Here is a 17,543-nt window from a genome sequence, read left to right on the forward strand (position 1 = left end):
GGCCGTCCTCACGCATCCGTTCTGCCGGCTAAGGCAGATTGTCCCGCATCACGATGTCGATGCGGATCTTCTCCTGTTCGCTCAAGATCGGCTCGCCCCGCGCCAGCGCCAGCAACACGCGCACGGCGGCGCGCGCCTCGTGCCCGGGGTTCTGCGAAATCGCGGCATCCATCACGCCCTGCAGCAGCAGCTTGCGCGTCAGGACCGTGACGTCGTGTCCGACGAACACGATCTGCTTGTCGCGGCCGGACTCCATCAGCGCCCTCGCAACGCCCTGCGTGCCCGCGCCGACATTGTAGAGGCCGACGATATCAGGGTGTTTGGCGAGCAGCCGCGCCAATAGCTGCCAGGAACGCTCGTCCTCGTCGCGCCCCTCCAGCACCGGCAGCACGCTCAGCTCGACGAACTCCGAGGCCATCACCTGGTTGAAGCCGAAGATGCGCTCGGCGTGGTCGCGCAGGCCCTGCGAGCCAGCGACGATCGCGACCTTGCCGGAGCTTAAATCTGACCTTGGACCCACGAGCCGGCCGACCAGCGCGCCCGCGGTGCGCCCCGCAGCGATGTTGTCGATGCCGACATAATGGTGGCGCCGCGACGACGGCACGTCGGAGACCAGCGTCACCACCTTGGCCCCGCCCTCGACGAGATCGTTGATCGCCGCCCGCACGCCGGGATGATCGAGCGCCACCACGGCGATGCCGTCATAGGTGCCGACGAGAGCCTCGAGCGAAGATGCGAGTACGGAAGCGTCGAACACGTCGGTCGCGATCATCTCGACCGCGAGGCGGCGGGCCGAGAGCCAGGCCGTCATCTCGCCGAGATAGGACTGGATCTGCTGCATGAAGAGGTTCGGTCCCGACGGCATCACGAAGGCAAAGCGTCGGGCGCGGCCGCGGGCGAGCTCGGCGGCGGCAACATGCGGCTGAAAGGAATTGCGTTCGATCGCCTCCTTGACGCGCCGGACCGTGTCCGGCCGCACGCCGGGCCGGTTGTGCAGAACGCGATCGACCGTGGCGAGGCTGACGCCAGCCTGGCTTGCGATGTCCCTCAATGTCAGCGCGGCGGGCGCGTCCTGCTTCATGGGCTGAAGGCTAGCAGAGGTTTTCTGAGGTACGCAACTCATTTTGAGGGACGGGCGGAAGGACGGCCGCCACCGCCGCGGCTCAGCGTCCGGTCAGGTTGAGCGTCAGGAACAGGCTGTTGCGATCCTCGACATAGCCCTCGAACGGACCGCAATCGACGAAGCCGTGCGCCCGGTAGAGCGCGTGCGCGGGCCTGAAATAATCCCACGATCCGGTTTCGAGGCTCAGCCGCGCCATGCCGCGCCCGCGCGCCTCGCCGATGATATGGCTGAGCATGAGCGCGCCAAAGCCGCGCCGGCGCGCGGTCTGAAGCGTGTGCATCGACTTCACCTCGCCATGATCGGCCGCGAGCGTCTTCAGCGCGCCGGTGGCGACCAGCGTCTCGTCATCCCAGCCGGTCCAGAACGCGACATCGGCTGCGCGAAGGCCGCTGAGATCGAGTGCATGCGCACTGCCGGGCGCCGTCTGCGCCGCCGCGCTTGTCCGGTGATAATCGAGCAGCGCGATGACGCGCGGATCATAGGTATCGCCGGTACGGATATGCATGTCGCTCCTCATCTCACGGCGCGATGTCAGTGGCGAGCCGCTTCTGCATGAAGACGAGATCGAGCCAGCGGCCGAACTTGCAGCCGACCTCCGGCATGCGCGCCACTTCGCTAAAGCCGAGCGAGGCATGCAGCGCGATCGAACCCGCATTGGCGGCCTCGATCCCTGCGATCATCGTGTGCTTGCGCATGGCGGTGGCGCGCTCGATCAGCGCGGCCATTAGGCTGCGACCGATGCCGCAGCGGTGATGGCGCTCGTCGACATACACCGAATTCTCCACGGTGTGGCGATAGCCGGGCCACGGGCGGAAGTCGCCGAAGGAGGCAAAGCCCACCACATCCGATCCGCGCATTGCGACCAGCACGGGATAGCCCGCCTCGCCGCGGGCGCGGATCCAGTCGCGCCGCGCCTCCAGGTCCGACGGGACGTCGGTCCATACTGCCGTGGTGTTCAGCGCGGCGAAATTGTAGATCGCCAAAATTTCGGCGGCGTCTTCCAGCGTGGCATCGCGCACGATCAGCGGCATCAGGCTTTCCCTTGAGTTGTTCCGCGCCGGATGACGATGACGTAGCGCGCATCCTGCCGGCTTTCGTTCTCGAAGGTCACCGCGCGCATGACGTCGAAGTCGAGACAATCGCCTTCGCGCAGGCGCAGCGTCTTGGCGTCGATATACACGGAGATCGCGCCCTCCAGCATCAGGAGCTGCTGGGTGAAGGCGGTGCGGCCCCAGGGGCTGTAGGGCACGCGCGCACCGGCCGGCAGGTCGACGACGATGATCTCGATGCCGCTAGCCGCATCCGTCGGCGAGGCGTGACGGCGGCGATAGCCGCTCTCGGGATCGCGCCATTGCGGCTGGTCGGCAAGCCGCACCAGCCGTTCCGGCGGCTTCTCAGCAAGCGCGACCACGTCGCTCAGCGAGACCTCGAGCGCCGCTCAGAGCTTTCCGAGCAGCGAAGCCGTGGCGCTGCTCTGCGCGCGCTCGACGCGCCCAATCATCGCGCGGCTGACGCCCGAGCGCGCGGCGAGTTCGTTCAGGGTCATGCCGGCATGCATCCTCAATGTCTTCAATCGGCGACCGATCGCGCGGTCGAGCTTTTGCTGGTCCATGGCCCCTCATCCGAATATCGGCCGGCTGCCGGACCGCATCCGCCAAAGCAAGAACGAGCTTAGCGCGGCGCGCGGCGAACGCCGGGATCGAGAGGCTAATATATTAGAATCTTTGCGCGCCTCGCACACCCGGTTAGGATGCTGCGATCGACCGAGCACCCGTGGGAGGCAGTCACATGAGCCAGCCAACGCAGCGGATGATCCGGACCAATGGCATCAGCCTCAACGTCGCCGAGCAGGGTGAAGGGCCGCTCGTCCTGCTCTGCCACGGCTTTCCCGAGAGCTGGTACTCCTGGCGCCATCAGCTTGCCGCGCTGGCCGCGGCCGGCTTCCACGCCGTTGCGCCTGACATGCGTGGCTATGGCAAGAGCGACCGCCCCGAAGCGATCGACCAATACACGATCTTCCATATGGTCGGCGATCTGGTCGGACTGCTCGACGCTCTTGAAGCACCCACCGCCGTGATCGTCGGACACGACTGGGGCGCAACGATTGCCTGGCACACCGCGCGCCTGCGGCCGGATCGTTTTCGTGCGGCCGCCATCCTCAGCGTGCCGTTCCGCCCGCGGAGCCCGGCGCCCCCAACGAGCCTGATGCCGCAGACGGCGGAGGCGCAGTTCTATCAACTGTATTTCCAGGAGCCGGGCGTGGCAGAGGCGGAGTTCGAAAGGGATCCGCGCGCGACACTCGGTGCGATGCTCTATGGCGGATCGGGCGAAGGCGCCGCCGCGATCCGCGCGAGAGCCGCAAGCAGTGGCAGGAACGTCGGCGTCGGCATGGTGTCGCGGACCGGCGGCATGCTGCCGAAGGTGCCGGTGCCGCTGCCGTCATGGCTCAGCGCGAGCGATCTCGACTTCTATGCCGCCGAGTTCGCTCGCAGCGGATTTCGCGGTCCCCTCAACTATTATCGCAACGTCGATCGCAACTGGGAGCTGATGGCCGCCTTCGAGGGCCTGAAGGTCACCGTGCCAACGCTCTTCATCGCCGGCGACCACGACATGGTCATCGCATTCCCCGGTGCGGCCGAGCACCTCGCCAACATGAAACAATCGGTGCCGCTGCTCCGTGACATCCAGATGCTCCCTGGCTGTGGTCACTGGACCCAGCAGGAACGGCCGAACGAGGTGAATGCGGCAATGATCGATTTCTTGCGGAGCTTGCCGAGCTAGCGGCAGCGGACGCTCGCGCGTCGGCAGATACGAGCGTTGGCTGGAAGAGCGAGCGCTTGGAGCGGGCGAAGGGAATCGAACCCTCGTATGCAGCTTGGGAAGCTGCCGTTCTACCATTGAACTACGCCCGCTTGATGCGTGGTCCGCACCCCCTTGATTAGCCGAGACGGCGTCTCGCGCCAAGCGCTTTGGCGCCTTTGCCCTCACGCTTCTTAACGTCCTGGCAAGAATCCAAGTGCGCCGGATTGTGGCGGTGTTATGATCTTTGTCCGGGCTAAGGACGTGCATGAGTGGGGCGTGCATGGTGGGGCGGTCTTACCTGATATTCGATACGGCGATCGGCCGCTGCGGCATCGTGTGGAGCAGCGCCGGGATCGTGGCCGTGCAATTGCCGGAGGCGCGGGAGCTCGACACCCGCCGCCGGATTTTTCGGGCCCATCCCGAGGCACGCGAGCAGCGGCCGGACGGCAACACCGAGCTTGCGATCGAGGCGATCACCGCATTCCTGCATGGCGACGCCGCCGATCTCCCCGACATCAGCCTCGACATGAGCGGCGTGCCGCCCTTCAACCGGCGCGTCTATGACTTCGCCCGGGCCATCCCGCGCGGGGAGACCCGCACCTATGGCGAGATCGCCAAGGCTCTGGGCGCCTCTGGCGCTTCACATTCGGTGGCACAGGCGATCGGCAAAAATCCCTTCATAATCATCGTGCCCTGCCATCGCGTGCTGGAGGTCGGGAACTATGCCGACCGGATCTCGCCTTATGGCGGGGTGATCTCGAAACGCCGCCTGCTCTCGCTCGAGGGCGCCCACCCGGTCGCCAGCAAGACGCTGTTCGAGGTGCTGCTGCCCGTTGCCCCACCGCGCGCCAGCTAAAAGCGCGATTGTGATCGCGCTTTTGGTTTTATTTTTGGGCATGATCTTATCGGAAAACCGCTACACACTTTTCCGGATCATGCCTAGATAGGGTGGATGGAAGCGACCACGCTGAAGACGACGCCTTCGATGACGGTGTCGCGGTTTCGCTGCGATGCGGGACCGGACGACAAGCCGTTTGCCGAATACCGCACCGGCCATTCGCTCGCCTATGTCCGCGAAGGCAGCTTTGGCTGCCATTGCCGGGCCGGCTTCTTCGAGCTGGTGGCGGGCTCCGTGCTGGTCGGCCATCCCGGCGAGGAATACACCTGCACGCATGAGCATGTCAGCGGCGACGAATGCCTGTCGTTCTTCATTGGCGAAGACCTCGTCGAAGCGCTCGGCGGACGACGCGAAGTCTGGCAGGTCGGCGCCACGCCGCCGCTCCCCGAGCTGATGGTACTGGGCGAGCTGGCCCAGACGGCAGCAGATGGCAACAGCGACTTAGGCATCGACGAGATCGGCCAGATCCTTGCGGGCCGCTTCGTCGAGGTGGTCTCGGGCAAGGCGCGCAAACAGGTCGCGCCGACGGCACGCGACCGCCGCCGCGCCGTGGAGAGCGCGCTGTGGATCGACGAGAATTCAGGAGAGGACATCGACCTCGACGACGCAGCGCGGCAGGCTGGTCTCAGCCCGTTCCACTTCCTGCGGCTGTTCTCAAACGTGCTCGGCGTCACCCCGCATCAATATCTCGTGCGCTCGCGGCTGCGGCACGCCGCTCGCCTGCTGACAGATCATGACATCGCGGTCACCGACATCGCCTATGACGTCGGCTTCGGCGATCTCTCCAACTTCGTCCGCACCTTCCATCGCGCCGCCGGCGTCTCTCCGACGAAGTTTCGCCAGGCCTCCCGGGGGATGCGCAAGATTTTCCAAGAGCAGCTTGCCCTCAACTGACTAGGTTCGTCTCCATGTCGCGCCATGACGAGGCGCGCTTTTGCAATGGAGACCATCATGTACGACCACATCGGATTGCGCGTTGCCGACCTCGACGCCAGCACGCAATTCTATACCGCGGTGCTCAGTCCCCTCGGCTACGTGCTCTGCTCGAGCGGCGACGGCTATGCCGGCTTCGGGCCGAAGGGCGAGCCGGCGCTCTGGCTGCATCTGAACAAGGGCCGCAAGGCCGACGGCGCCCACATCGCATTCCGCGCCAAGGACCACGACGCCGTGAAGAAATTCCACAGCGAAGGCCTGAAGTCCGGCGGACGCGACAATGGTGGCGCGGGTCCGCGCAAGGACTACAGCCCGACCTACTACGCGGCGTTTTTGATCGACCCCGACGGCAACAATGTGGAAGCGGTGTGTACGTGAGGTGGTGACCACAGCACCACACACACTCTGTCATGCCCCGGCTTGACCGGGGCATCCAGTACGCCGCGGCTTCTCGATTCAATCACGCCCGTCTCTGGAATACCGGATCGCCCGATCAAGTCGGGTGATGACATCTGAGAGTACGGCATGCGCGTGCCCAAGGCTCGTCATCGCAATGACGGCCTTATGGCTCGTCTTTCCCAATCAAAAGGACACATCCATGGCCTCCATCCACAACGACGTTCCTCTCAACGCTCCCGCACACAAAGTGTGGGACGCGGTTCGCGATTTCGGTGCCCTGCACGAGCGTCTCGTGCCGGGCTTCGTCACGGCGTGCCAGCTCGACGGCGATGCGCGCATCGTCACCTTCTCCAACGGCTCGGTCGCGCGCGAGGTGCTGGTCGACGCCGACGACGCGCGGCAGCGGCTGGTCTATGCGATCAACAACGAGCGGCTGAAGCATTACAGCGCCTCGGTTCAGGTGATCGCCGACGGCGAGGCGAAGTGCCGGCTGGTCTGGACCATCGACATGCTGCCGAACGAGCTCGCACCTTACGTGCAGGGGCAGACCAGGGAAGCGGTGCATGCCATGCACAGGGCGTTCCCAGGTTAGCGGTTCCTCTGTGACGATTTTCACAGAGCCCTCCCCGCGCCGGCTCTAATCATGGCCCCATGCGTCCGTTTGGCTCCGCCTCCCGCGGCGCCGCGCATGCAGGGAGCCAGCCAAGGGAGCGAGCAATGAGAGGTGCTGACAAGGTGATCCGCCAGGCAGCCGCCGTGCTGCTGCTGCTGTTTTCCATCACGAGCACGCCGGCCCGCGCGCAGTTCGCAGGTCTCGGTGGCGGCGGAGGCGCCGGCGGTCAGGACATGATGACCCAGATGGCGCCGATGCTGGAGATGATGAAGGCGAAGATGGGCAAGCGCCGCTTCGCCATGCTGATGCAGACCATGGGCCCGATGATGAGCCGCATGATGGAGAACGGCGGCGGTTTCGGCGGCATGATGGGCGGCGGCGGCGGTCTTGCCAGCGGCAGTCTCGGCGGCGGTTATGGCGGCTACGCGCCGATGGGCGGCATGGGCATGGGCGGCGGCGACATCATGGGCATGCTCGGCGGCGCAGGCGGCGGCGACATGATGGCAATGATCCCGCAACTGATGCGGCTTGCGAATGTCGGCGGTAGCGGCCATCGCCGCCACAGGCATCACTAGATCGCGTCGGCGTGGCAACCGTAGCAACAGGACAACCACCCTTCGGGGACCCGAAGGATGATTGCACCGAGCCGGTCGGATGATGCCTCGCCGATGTCAGATCCGGTCGTTGATGAGGACGCCGGAAAGCGACGGGTCGTTTGCGTTCGTCGGGTCGCCTGATCGCGTCGCGCTGTAGGTCGAATCCGCGAGCGAGCTTTTCAACGACTGAAGAAATTGTTGAAGCAGATCCGTCGCCGAATTGCCGCTTGACGAGCTGTTCGTGCCGTTGGCCGAAGAAGATCCGCTTGCATTCGCCGTGTCGCTTGCTCCCGTCGTGCTGGAAGAGCTCGAATCCGTGAGCGAGCTTGTCAGCGACTGAAGAAATTGTTGAAGCAGGTCCACCACGGAATTGCCGCTCGACGAACTATCCGGGCCGTTGGCGGGAGGAGGCCCGTCGGGTGGCGGTGGTCCACCTGCTCCACCCGGCCCATGGGAGAACGCGGCTTTGAAGATACCTTGCAGCTCGGTGCCCTGCTGGTCGGTCAGCTTGCCGGCCGGCACTTCCTGCTGGATAAGATCATCGATCTTTGACTTGAAAGCGTCGGTCGATGGTCTGCTACCGCTTGATTGATCGCTCGCGCTGCTCGATTGCAAGGCGGAATCAACGTCGCTGAGGGCGGACGACAGCGCCGACTGATCGGACGAATTGATCGCGCCCGAACTCACTTCAGCTTGCAGCTCGTCTTGTAGTCGCTGCAACGGCGATGTGTGGTGGTGGCGGGAGGAGAGCGCCGAAATCGAGGTCATGGTGGCTTTCCGTGCTTTTGCTGGACTCGAGGCGACGTTGTCCTCAAGAGCTTGCGCGGAGCCTTCGGCAGAGAGCAGCTCCAGTTACTCGATATTGCTTGGCGATAGATAGAAACATTTGGAAACAAAATGCGGCAAGCGCCCTAGTCCGCCGCGGCCGAAAGAACCGGCCTGATCGCGGGCTTCGTCTCGCGCGGTCCCCAGCGCGTCAGCACGACGCTGGAACAGGACAGCGTTCCAAGCACGACCATCGAGCTCGCAGCGAGCCAGAAGAAGCTCTGCGCGGTCGCTTCATGCGTCGACAGCCACCAGCCGCAGACCGCGATGAACAGGAGCCGCGCGGTCTGCGCCAGCACCGGGCCCAGCACCTTGGCCGCGCCCTGAGATGAAAAATACATTGCCGTGGCGAGGCCCATGAAGGCGTAGAACGGCGCGACGGTGGAGAGATATTGATGACTCGTCGCGCGCACGATCGCGCTGTCGGTGAAGATATTGACCCAGAGATCGGGGAAGATCGCAATCAGGCTCGCGGGCGTGCCCACCGCGAAGAATGCTGCCACGCCGGCCGTCCAGGCAATGCGGCGTGCGCGTGCGATCTTGCCGGCGCCGATCGCCATGCCGACCATCGGCACCGAGGCGATGCCGAACGAGAACGCGATCGAGATCAGCAGAAACTCGAGCCGCGCGCCGACGCCGTAGCCGGCGAGGATCGCGGTGCCGAACTTGGCCAGCATATGGGTGAAGATCGAGATCGTCAGCACCGATTGCAGCGGCGAGAAGCAGGCGATGGCGCCCACTTTCAGGATGTCGAAGAACATCGCCCACTGGATCTTCAGGCCGGCCAGCTTGGGCACGACGCGCGCGCGGCCGGAAAACAAATACCAGCCCATCACGCCGATGTTGATCGTGTAGGCGATCAGCGCGCCGGCGGCGACGCCGCGCATGCCGAATTGCGGGACGGGGCCGAGCCCGAGGCCCAGCGTGCCGCCGAGGATGATCTGGCACACCGCCGAATTGAGCATCAACAGCGAGGGCAGCTTCATGTTGCCGGTGCCGCGCAGCACGCCAGCCAAAGTATTGAGCAGCCAGGGCAGCACCGCGCCGCCGAAGAACACCTGCGTGTAGGCGACCGCCTGCGCCAGCACATTGCCGCGGCCGCCGAGCAGCTCGAGCAGACGCGGCCCGAAGATCAGCATGCCCAGCATGAAGACGAGGCCGAAGGCAATGCCGATCAGGAGCGCGTGCGCGGCAAGCGTGCCGGCGCGCTCGCGGTCGCCAGCCCCCAGCGCACGCGCAATCGCGGAAGCCACGGCACCGCCCATGGCGCCGCCGGACATCGTCATCATCAGGATCACGCAGGGAAACACCAGCGCCATCGCGGCGAGGGATTCGACGCCCAGACGGCCGATATAGGAGGTCTCCGCGATCACCACGCAGGTGCCGGCGGAGAGCCCGATCACGTTCGGCCAGGCAAGCCCGAGCAGCGTGCGTAGGATCGGCCCGTCGACCAGCGCGCTCCGTGGCGCAGCAGATCGCGCCGGCCGCGACTGCGGCGGCTTGGGACGCTCCTCCTCATCGACCGGAATCTCGGCGACGCCGACGTCGGACATTTCCTCTCCAAATGACTCTTTAAGAAGGTGCTACGACGATTGGATCGCAGCGTCTGTGAGTATGATCACGTTCACCGTCAATTGACCGATTCAACCCATGAACGAACCTGATGAATGGCCAGTGTTAGCACGGCGATGACCGATTCCACCTGCGTCAGGCGCAAGCGTGCCCTGCGGGAGCGCATTTCGGCGCATGGAAGGTGCTTCGCTAACCGATGCTCCAGAGCAGCGGCGGCTTGCCGCCTGCACCCGCTTGCAGCCTGACGCCGATATGACGCCCGCAGCCGGCCGCAAGCCCCTCGAACAGGCCTTGCAGCACCTTCGCGATAGCCGGATGATAATCGGCGACATCATCCATCAGCTTCCAGCTTTGCTGACCGATCTCGAAGCCGCCTTCGGACTCCGCAAGATCGGCCGCATCGTCCTGTGCCGCGAGCAGGGCGTTCAGGAAGGATGCAAACTCCTTCGCGCCGCCGCGGCTCTTCCCCAGCGCCGCCGCGACCTCGTCAAAACTCTGCATGCCGATCAGTTTGCCCGTCAGATGCAGGAGATATCCGGCATCCTCGGGACCGAACAACTGCACCATCACAGGCGCGGCCGTGCGGACATATTCCATCGCGTAGTTGCGATAGGCCTTTTCCAGCCGCGGCTTTGGCCAGCTCGCGACCGGCAGTCCCGGCGCGCTGTCCGCATCGAACAGCGGTGCTTCGAGATGGCGCGCGAATACCAGGCGCTGGTCGACCTCGAGCGGATGATCATATTCGTAGTAGTAACCTTCGAGCCCGTCCTGGCCGTCGACGCTCTGCTTGGTGCAGACGAAGCCGAGCCTGAGATCACCGAGCGCCGCGCCGTTGTTGGCGTGCCAGCCGCGCAGCATCGCGCGCGACACCTCGCCGGGAATGCCGCAGATCGCGGGGCCCTTCCAGATCCAGCGTGGCGGCGGATAGCGGATCCAGGCCTTAGCATCGCTCTCATACATGTATTCGACATGCACGCCGCCGATCCAGTTGGAGAGATAGTGATATTGCGCAGCCGCCACCGCCGGCGGCAAATGACGCAGCCCGAGCTTGTCGAGCCCGGGAAGGAAACGCTCCTGCTGCTGGCGGCGAAACACGCGGAAGACGAATTCGGCAGCATCCGCCGTGCCGCGTCGCGTCACCACGGTGAGGATGAGGCCGGTGAAATAGGCGTGGTAGAGATCGGCGATGGCGCGCCAGCGTTGCCACCGGGCTTCCTGCGCGGAGTCTGCTGCAGCGGCCATGTTCGCTCCCGATCGTTGTTTTGATCGAGTGTGTCACTGCCCCCAGTGACGAGCAAGCTGACGCTCGTGCAGGGCGCCCTGCACGCTTCCTAGCCCAATTCCGGATCACGAAGTTGGCGGCGGCGACGCAGCCTTGGCCGCGCGCTCGCGTTCGACCCTTTCGGTCACATCGCGCGCCATTGCCACCGCCCCCTGCACGGCGCCGCCAGCGTCTCTGACAAGCGCAAACGTCATCTCGATGTAGAGCTTGCGCCCGCTCTTGTGCAGCGCGCGGGTCAGCGTAGGGCGGCCGGCGAGCTTCATCGCGCCGCTCGACGTCGCAGTCTCAAAGCCCTTCCAATGCGCGGCGCGCAAATGCTCGGGAACGATCAGGTCGAGGTTCTGGCCGAGCGCCTCCTGCGCGGAGAAACCGAACAGCGCGCTCGAGGCGCGATTCCATCGGACGATCGTGCCCGCCCGATCCGAATAGATCAGCGCATCCGCGGCGTCTTCGAGAATTCTTGTGTCGAGGTCGGATTGATCTGTCATGTCGTCACCTCGGACGGAATGTAGCCCGGATGGAGCGCAGCGCAATCCGGGATCTTTTTGGTGGCGAGAGTTCCCGGATTTCGCTTCGCAACCTGACGCACATTCGGTGTCATCGCCCGACCTCGATCGGGCGATCCGGTATTCCAGAGGCGGTCGAGCCTGAACAATGGGCCGCGGCGTAGTGGTGCCCCGATCAAGCCGGGGCATGACATCGGAGGATGCGGCTACACCCGGAAATGCTTGCTCAGCTTCAGGCCCTGCGCCTGGTAGTTCGAGCCGATGCGCTGGCCGTACATTGCGTCGGGCCGCGCCAGCATCTTCTCGTAGACGAGGCGGCCGACGATCTGGCCGTGCTCGAGGATGAAGGGCACTTCGCGCGAGCGCACCTCGAGTACCGCGCGCGCGCCTTGCCCGCCCGCACCGGCATAGCCGAAGCCGGGATCGAAGAAGCCGGCATAGTGCACGCGAAATTCGCCGACCAGAGGATCGAACGGCACCATCTCCGCAGCGTAGTCCGGCGGCACCTGCACGGCTTCCTTGGAGGCGAGGATGTAGAACTCGCCGGGATCAAGGATGAGGCTGCCGTCGGGACGCGCCGAGATCGGCTCCCAGAAATCCTCGACCGCGTAGCCGGCGCGGCGATCGACGTCGACGACGCCGGTGTGTCGTTTCGCGCGATAGCCGACGAAGCCGCCGCCCTTCTCGCCGGAGAGATCGACGGAGACGGCGACACCGCCGGTGAGATCGGCCTCGTCGATGTCGACGAGACGCTCGGTCGCATGCAGCGCCTCGAGCTGGTCAATGTTGAGGATGGCATCGCCGGTGCGGAAGCGCACCTGCGATAGCCGCGAGCCTTCGCTCACCAGCACCGGAAACGTTTTTGGGCTGATCTCGGCATAGAGCGGGCCATGATAGCCTGCGCCGATCATGTCGAAGCGGCGGGTGCCGTCGGCGATCACGCGGGTGAAGACGTCGAGCCGGCCGGTCGAGCTCTTCGGATTGGCGGCCGCGACGATCTCCGGCGGCAGCGCGAGACTCTCGAGCAGCGGCACGATGTAGACGCAATTGGTCTCCAGCACCGCGCCGTCGGCAAGGCTGAACTCATGCAGCTTCAGCTCATCGATGCGCTCGGCAACGGTGGCCCCCGGCCCGGGCAGGAAGCTCGCGCGGACACGGTAGGCGATATCGCCGAGACGCAAATCGAGGCTCGCCGGCTGGATCTGGCTTTCGACGAAGTCGTAGGCGGGCAGGATAAGCCCGTCATCCGCCATCGCCGCGATCATGCGGTCGGGCAGGATACCATTGGCGTCGGCGGCGACCGTGAACGTCAACCGGTGGTCCTCATCTCGGGTCAAACGCATCCAAAAATGCGGAAAAACGAACCTTTTACCGCTATCCGATGGATGCCTTGACGAAAAGGGCATGGCGGAATATGAGCATGACTTATCCCGTGGTGATTTGAGCCGGCCGGCTTGCAGCCACGTTAAATAAATCGCTAAACAGGCCGGGGACCTCTGTGATCCCGGCCAGTGGAGATATCCAGGCCGGTTTTTTTGTGACCATTTTCAAGTGGTCACGTTGGAGGTCCTATGTCGAAGTCCCCGGCGTCCGCCGCGCAATACCGTCCCGAAACCCGCCTCGTCCATTCCGGCACCCTGCGCTCGCAATATGGCGAGACGTCCGAGGCGTTGTTCCTGACCCAGGGCTACGTCTACGCGAGCGCCGAGGAATGCGAGGCGCGGTTCAAGGGCGAAGATCCCGGCTTCATCTATTCGCGCTATTCCAACCCGACGATCGCGATGTTCGAGCAGCGCATGATCGAGCTCGAAGGCGCCGAAGCCGCCCGCTCGGCAGCGACCGGCATGGCCGCGGTGACAACCGCGATCCTGGCGCCCTTGAAGTCTGGCGATCACGTGGTGGCATCAAAGGCGCTGTTCGGCTCGTGCCTCTACGTGGTGCAGGATCTGTTGCCGCGCTACGGCATCGAGACCACGCTGGTCGATGGTCTGGATCTCGACCAGTGGCAGCGCGCGGTCAAGCCGAACACCAAGACGTTCTTCCTGGAGAGCCCGACCAATCCGACGCTCGACGTGCTCGACATCCCGGCCATCGCCGAGATCGCGCACAAGGGCGGCGCACGGCTCGTTGTCGACAACGTGTTCGCCACCCCGATCTGGCAGAGCCCGCTCGCGCTCGGTGCCGATGTCGTGGTCTATTCCGCGACCAAGCATATCGACGGCCAGGGTCGGTGCCTGGGGGGCGTCATCCTGTCGTCGGAAGCCTTCATCGCCGAGCACATCCACAATTTCATGCGCCAGACCGGGCCGTCGATCTCGCCGTTCAACGCCTGGGTTTTGCTCAAGGGGCTGGAGACGCTCGGCGTGCGCGTGCGTGCGCAGACCGACACCGCGGCCCGCGTTGCCGAGGTGCTCGCGAGCCATCCAAAGATCTCGCGGCTGGTCTATCCCGGCCGCGCCGATCATCCGCAGGCGGCGCTGGTGAAGAAGCAGATGCGCGGCGGCTCGACGCTGGTCGGCTTCGAGGTCAAGGGCGGCAAGCAGGCGGCATTCCGCGTGCTCAATGCGCTTAAGCTGGCGAAGATTTCGAACAATCTCGGCGACGCCAAGAGTCTGGTGACGCATCCGGCGACCACGACGCATCAGCGCCTGAAGCCGGAAGACCGCGCTGCGCTCGGCATCAGCGAGGGCTTTATACGCTTCTCCGCGGGGCTCGAGCATGCCGATGATCTGATCGAGGATCTCACCGCGGCGCTGGAGAAGGCGTAACCACGCACTCGAAATCGTAGGGTGGGCAAAGCGAAGCGGGCCCACCACTTCTGCCGACGTTTGAGTTAGATAAAGTGGTGGGCACGGCGCTAACGCGCCTTTGCCCACCCTACGGCAGCTACATCGGCCTATACGTCCGCACGTCGGCAGGCACGTTGACCCCTAACTTGATCTGGCCGACGGAGCGGATGATGTCGTCGCCGAGGAGCTGCGCGAAGCAGGCGTAGCCCCAATCATTCATGTGCAGGCCGTCGGAGATCACGAAACTCTCGACCGGAATGGCCTGCTTCTCGTGCCAGTCGCGCATCACCTCGAAGCGCGGGAAGATCCCGACATGGCGGAGCTCGGCGACACGGCCGAGCAGCTTCACCATCTTGCCGGCGCTCTCGGGGCGCTCGGTGACGCGCGGCGAATATTGCGGATCGACCAGCACGATGTCGGCATCGCCGGCCGCCTGGATGCGCGTGATGCCGTCCTCGACGAGCTTTGCGGTGTCGCCCGGATCGAGGTTGCGCAGCACCGCATTGGTGCCGACCTGCCAGATCACGAGGTCCGGATGCACGTCGATCACCTCCTTCTGGAGGCGCTTCATCATCTCGGGCGCGTCCTCGCCGCCGACACCGGCGTTGATGACGGTGATGTCGGCAGTCGGATATTGCCGGCGAAGCTGTCCGGCGAGGCGGTTCGGATAGTTGAAATCGGGCGAGCTCGCACCGAAGCCCGCCGTCGACGACGATCCGAACGCGACGATCACGACCGGCTTGCCGGCGACCAGCTTGCCCGCGACATGCGGCAGCGAGCCCATCGATTTCGCGCTGCCCTTGTTCGCGCTGCCCTTGGGCGGCAGGCACGGCACGCGGCTAAAGATGTCGCCGGCGGATTTGGCGACCTGCTTGACCCTGTCAATGGCGCGCGCGGTGAGGCCGCGCTGCTCGGGAAAGTCTTGCTGGCTGGTCGCGGGGGTCGTGATCTGCGGTGCGGGCGCCGGACCAGCGGCCTGTGGGGCCGTCGGCGCGACTGCCACGGCCTGCGCGTGGGCGGGTGACAGCGCCACAGGCATCAGCAGCGCGGCCGCTATGGGCGCAGCCAGCCATGCCGTCAGGCCAAAAGGGCGGAAAGAACTCATTTACGCTGAACCTCAATTTTGCTGCTGGGCCGGACCCAGATGGGCGGCATCGACGACGAACTGCGCCAGCGCCCGGCCAAGGCAATCATGGACCTGTTTCGCCAACTCCGGTCCACGCGACGAATTGAACAGGTCGAACTGCCCCTGATCATTCCATTGACGCATGATCGCGAAACGGTCGAACAGCGGAATATCATGCTCCTGCGCGACCACGCGCATATTATCTAGGTAGGGCGGCACCGAGATCATGGTTTCGGTCCGCGGGCTATACTGCAAGTTCATCAATATAACGTCGGCCCCAGCGTTTTGCAGCGCAGTAACGCCATCCGTGACGGCACCTCGGAACTCATCGGGATCGATGGATCGGATAGCATCCACGGTCCCGGTCTGCCAGATGACCAAAGTAGGCCTTTTCGCTTCCATAAGCTTAACGAAGGTGGATGCGGCCTCTTCTGCGGTCTTCTTGCTCTGTAGTTCTACGGAGACGTGCACCGGTTCCGACGGCAGCTTCTCCTTCAGGATCGCCTGCAGCCGGGCCGGATAGGAGCTCTCTTCCGACGACGGGATGGTGGTCGACCGGCTGCCGACGACCAGGATTTCGAGCGGCTTTTCGCTCTTCACGGCCTCGGCGACCTTCGGGAGCTGGCTTTCGGTGGCGAGCAGATAGGACGGCACCTCGCAGGCCGCAGGCCCTGCGGGAGCTTGAGGCGCAGCATTATCCTCGGCGCGCGCGGAAGGCGCGGCGAGCACACCGCATAGCAGGATCAGGCTCCGGAGAACCTTCGCCTTCATCAGCCCCCTCCCGCCAGATCGGCGTTGCCGACGGCGTTTTTGGTTTTCGAACCGCTCTTGTCAGCCACCTGCTTGTACCACGAAATCACCCAGGCCATGGCCCACATGATCAGGATTCCGCAGAGACTAATCAGCGCATGCATGCCCGGGCCACCGGACACCTCGGCCAGGATGAAATGGCCGGCAAAGGCCAGGAACACGCCGAGGCAGAAGATCTCCAGCGAATGCTGGCCGCAGAGGATCAACGGCCTCAGGAGAGGCGATTTCAGGCCCGGCCAGTCCCGCGGCAGGAAGCGCACGGTGAGCGCGGCCAGCGCCAGGAAATGCGTGAAGCGCAGCACGTCCAGATCGGTCTTGTCGATCGGATACATCCACTGCTCGATCCGCTTCGGCATGAAGTGGGAGAGCTGCGGCACGTACCAGGTCAACGTCACGTAGAACGCCGCGGCCAGATAGGCGATCGAGATCCACATCGTCACGGGTGATGCCAGGATCCGTGACATGCGCCGTGCACCTCCGAGCGCACACCAGGCACCGAACACGAACAGCAATTGCCAGGCCAGCGGGTTGAACGCCCAGAAGCCGTTCGGATAGGCCGAAAAATAGAGATCGAACTCCCAAGTCACCACGTAGAGCACGACCGACAGGCCGAGCGTGAGATCCGGCTTCCATTTCATCAGCCAGAGGATCAGCGGCAGCGCCAGCATCAACACGATGTAGAGCGGCAGCACGTCCATGTTGACGGGCCGGAAGCGCAGCAGCAGCGCCTGCACGATGGTGACGTCGGGCTGCTTGAGGAAATCCATGATGCCCATCTCTTCCGTGTAGAGCGGGTTCTCGAAGCTGGTCGCGACATAGGAGATTTCCGCGAGGAAGATCGTGAACAGGAAGACGTGGGCGACATAGATCTGCCAAACCCGACGCAGGATCCGCGCCGTGGCGATGACGACGCCTGAGTCCAGCATCGCGCGGCCGTAGACGAAGGCCGCGGTGTAGCCGGAGATGAAGATGAAGATCTCGGTGGCGTCGCTGAAGCCGTAGTTGCGGATGGTGAACCAGGTCAGCAGATTTGGCGGCAAGTGGTCGATGAAGATCAGCCACAACGCCAGCCCGCGGAAAAGGTCGAGGCGAAGCTCGCGCTCGCCGATGACGGGCAGCGTGATGGCGGGCGCCGCCGCGCGCGGCTTCGCCTCCACGGTGGACTTGGCATCCGCGGTTCCGGCGACCGGTGATCCCGTCACTTGATCGGCAATGGTCATCGGGCCAAAACCCTTGCGCAAATCGCAGCGTTTGAGGAGTGTACCGGGC

At 64.6% G+C, this 17,543-nt stretch carries 20 protein-coding genes, 1 tRNA gene and 1 riboswitch; of the genes, 7 read left to right on the forward strand and 14 right to left on the reverse strand.

Annotated features, from left to right (window positions below; genetic code table 11):
- Positions 1-28 precede the first annotated feature (28 nt).
- From YUU_RS0105525 to YUU_RS61030, 5 genes are all read right to left on the reverse strand, one after another.
- Positions 29-1,081 carry a LacI family DNA-binding transcriptional regulator gene (locus YUU_RS0105525; RefSeq protein ID WP_027521492.1) on the reverse strand — a complete coding sequence of 351 codons (1,053 nt, stop codon included), beginning with the start codon at positions 1,079-1,081 and terminating at the stop codon, positions 29-31.
- 82 nt (positions 1,082-1,163) lie between these two features.
- Complete coding sequence (locus tag YUU_RS0105530; RefSeq protein WP_027521493.1) at positions 1,164-1,628, reverse strand: GNAT family N-acetyltransferase; 465 nt, start codon at positions 1,626-1,628, stop codon at positions 1,164-1,166.
- Between the two features lie 13 nt (positions 1,629-1,641).
- A complete protein-coding gene (locus YUU_RS0105535) occupies positions 1,642-2,154 on the reverse strand; it encodes a GNAT family N-acetyltransferase (protein ID WP_084801328.1) in 513 nt (170 codons plus the stop codon).
- Positions 2,154-2,534: a cupin domain-containing protein gene (locus YUU_RS50055; protein ID WP_245287955.1), complete on the reverse strand. Its 381-nt coding sequence runs from the start codon at positions 2,532-2,534 to the stop codon at positions 2,154-2,156. Before YUU_RS50055 ends, YUU_RS0105535 begins: the two co-directional genes overlap by 1 nt.
- A gap of 27 nt (positions 2,535-2,561) precedes the next feature.
- Positions 2,562-2,735 carry a helix-turn-helix domain-containing protein gene (locus tag YUU_RS61030; RefSeq protein WP_245287956.1) on the reverse strand — a complete coding sequence of 58 codons (174 nt, stop codon included), beginning with the start codon at positions 2,733-2,735 and terminating at the stop codon, positions 2,562-2,564.
- A gap of 176 nt (positions 2,736-2,911) precedes the next feature.
- Here YUU_RS61030 and YUU_RS0105545 point away from each other — a divergent pair, with 176 nt between their 5' ends.
- On the forward strand, positions 2,912-3,904 hold the full coding sequence (locus tag YUU_RS0105545) for an alpha/beta fold hydrolase (protein ID WP_027521495.1): 993 nt from the start codon (positions 2,912-2,914) through the stop codon (positions 3,902-3,904).
- A 57-nt stretch (positions 3,905-3,961) separates the two neighbouring features.
- Here YUU_RS0105545 and YUU_RS0105550 read toward each other — a convergent pair.
- Positions 3,962-4,035, reverse strand: a tRNA-Gly gene (locus YUU_RS0105550).
- Positions 4,036-4,205: 170 nt separating this feature from the next.
- On the opposite strand from YUU_RS0105550, the gene YUU_RS0105555 reads away from it, so the two are divergent.
- The 5 genes from YUU_RS0105555 to YUU_RS0105575 all read left to right on the forward strand — a co-directional run bounded on the left by YUU_RS0105555 (position 4,206) and on the right by YUU_RS0105575 (position 7,343).
- The gene (locus tag YUU_RS0105555) at positions 4,206-4,781 is read left to right on the forward strand and encodes a methylated-DNA--[protein]-cysteine S-methyltransferase (RefSeq protein WP_027521496.1); all 576 of its coding nucleotides are present in this window, start codon (positions 4,206-4,208) and stop codon (positions 4,779-4,781) included.
- A gap of 96 nt (positions 4,782-4,877) precedes the next feature.
- The gene (locus YUU_RS0105560; RefSeq protein WP_027521497.1) at positions 4,878-5,717 is read left to right on the forward strand and encodes an AraC family transcriptional regulator; all 840 of its coding nucleotides are present in this window, start codon (positions 4,878-4,880) and stop codon (positions 5,715-5,717) included.
- Between the two features lie 57 nt (positions 5,718-5,774).
- Complete coding sequence (locus tag YUU_RS0105565; RefSeq protein ID WP_027521498.1) at positions 5,775-6,134, forward strand: VOC family protein; 360 nt, start codon at positions 5,775-5,777, stop codon at positions 6,132-6,134.
- Positions 6,135-6,354: 220 nt separating this feature from the next.
- Positions 6,355-6,747: an SRPBCC family protein gene (locus YUU_RS0105570; protein WP_027521499.1), complete on the forward strand. Its 393-nt coding sequence runs from the start codon at positions 6,355-6,357 to the stop codon at positions 6,745-6,747.
- Positions 6,748-6,872: 125 nt separating this feature from the next.
- Positions 6,873-7,343 (forward strand): hypothetical protein, encoded by a 471-nt coding sequence (locus YUU_RS0105575; protein WP_027521500.1) that lies wholly within the window; start codon positions 6,873-6,875, stop codon positions 7,341-7,343.
- A gap of 96 nt (positions 7,344-7,439) precedes the next feature.
- Here the strand turns inward: YUU_RS0105575 and YUU_RS0105580 are convergent, their stop codons facing one another.
- The 5 genes from YUU_RS0105580 to YUU_RS0105605 all read right to left on the reverse strand — a co-directional run bounded on the left by YUU_RS0105580 (position 7,440) and on the right by YUU_RS0105605 (position 12,892).
- Complete coding sequence (locus tag YUU_RS0105580; protein WP_027521501.1) at positions 7,440-8,132, reverse strand: hypothetical protein; 693 nt, start codon at positions 8,130-8,132, stop codon at positions 7,440-7,442.
- A 143-nt stretch (positions 8,133-8,275) separates the two neighbouring features.
- The gene (locus YUU_RS0105585; RefSeq protein ID WP_027521502.1) at positions 8,276-9,742 is read right to left on the reverse strand and encodes an MATE family efflux transporter; all 1,467 of its coding nucleotides are present in this window, start codon (positions 9,740-9,742) and stop codon (positions 8,276-8,278) included.
- Between the two features lie 208 nt (positions 9,743-9,950).
- Positions 9,951-11,003 carry a hypothetical protein gene (locus YUU_RS0105590; protein ID WP_027521503.1) on the reverse strand — a complete coding sequence of 351 codons (1,053 nt, stop codon included), beginning with the start codon at positions 11,001-11,003 and terminating at the stop codon, positions 9,951-9,953.
- A gap of 105 nt (positions 11,004-11,108) precedes the next feature.
- The gene (locus tag YUU_RS0105595; protein WP_027521504.1) at positions 11,109-11,531 is read right to left on the reverse strand and encodes a PAS domain S-box protein; all 423 of its coding nucleotides are present in this window, start codon (positions 11,529-11,531) and stop codon (positions 11,109-11,111) included.
- Between the two features lie 224 nt (positions 11,532-11,755).
- Complete coding sequence (locus YUU_RS0105605) at positions 11,756-12,892, reverse strand: 2'-deoxycytidine 5'-triphosphate deaminase (protein ID WP_156944108.1); 1,137 nt, start codon at positions 12,890-12,892, stop codon at positions 11,756-11,758.
- Positions 12,893-12,971: 79 nt separating this feature from the next.
- Positions 12,972-13,051, forward strand: a riboswitch (SAM riboswitch).
- A gap of 69 nt (positions 13,052-13,120) precedes the next feature.
- On the opposite strand from YUU_RS0105605, the gene YUU_RS0105610 reads away from it, so the two are divergent.
- Positions 13,121-14,317, forward strand: coding sequence for an O-succinylhomoserine sulfhydrylase (locus YUU_RS0105610; protein ID WP_027521506.1), 1,197 nt, complete (start codon positions 13,121-13,123; stop codon positions 14,315-14,317).
- A 118-nt stretch (positions 14,318-14,435) separates the two neighbouring features.
- Here YUU_RS0105610 and YUU_RS0105615 read toward each other — a convergent pair whose 3' ends face one another.
- From YUU_RS0105615 to YUU_RS0105625, 3 genes are read right to left on the reverse strand one after another with little or no spacing between them, the layout of a single operon-like run.
- Positions 14,436-15,443, reverse strand: a complete 1,008-nt coding sequence (locus YUU_RS0105615; protein ID WP_027521507.1) for an SGNH/GDSL hydrolase family protein — start codon at positions 15,441-15,443, stop codon at positions 14,436-14,438.
- Between the two features lie 12 nt (positions 15,444-15,455).
- Positions 15,456-16,235: an SGNH/GDSL hydrolase family protein gene (locus YUU_RS0105620; RefSeq protein WP_027521508.1), complete on the reverse strand. Its 780-nt coding sequence runs from the start codon at positions 16,233-16,235 to the stop codon at positions 15,456-15,458.
- Positions 16,235-17,494 (reverse strand): OpgC domain-containing protein, encoded by a 1,260-nt coding sequence (locus YUU_RS0105625; RefSeq protein WP_027521509.1) that lies wholly within the window; start codon positions 17,492-17,494, stop codon positions 16,235-16,237. Before YUU_RS0105625 ends, YUU_RS0105620 begins: the two co-directional genes overlap by 1 nt.
- Between the last annotated feature and the right edge of the window lie 49 nt (positions 17,495-17,543).

Source organism: Bradyrhizobium sp. Ec3.3, assembly GCF_000472925.1.
GTDB lineage: Bacteria > Pseudomonadota > Alphaproteobacteria > Rhizobiales > Xanthobacteraceae > Bradyrhizobium.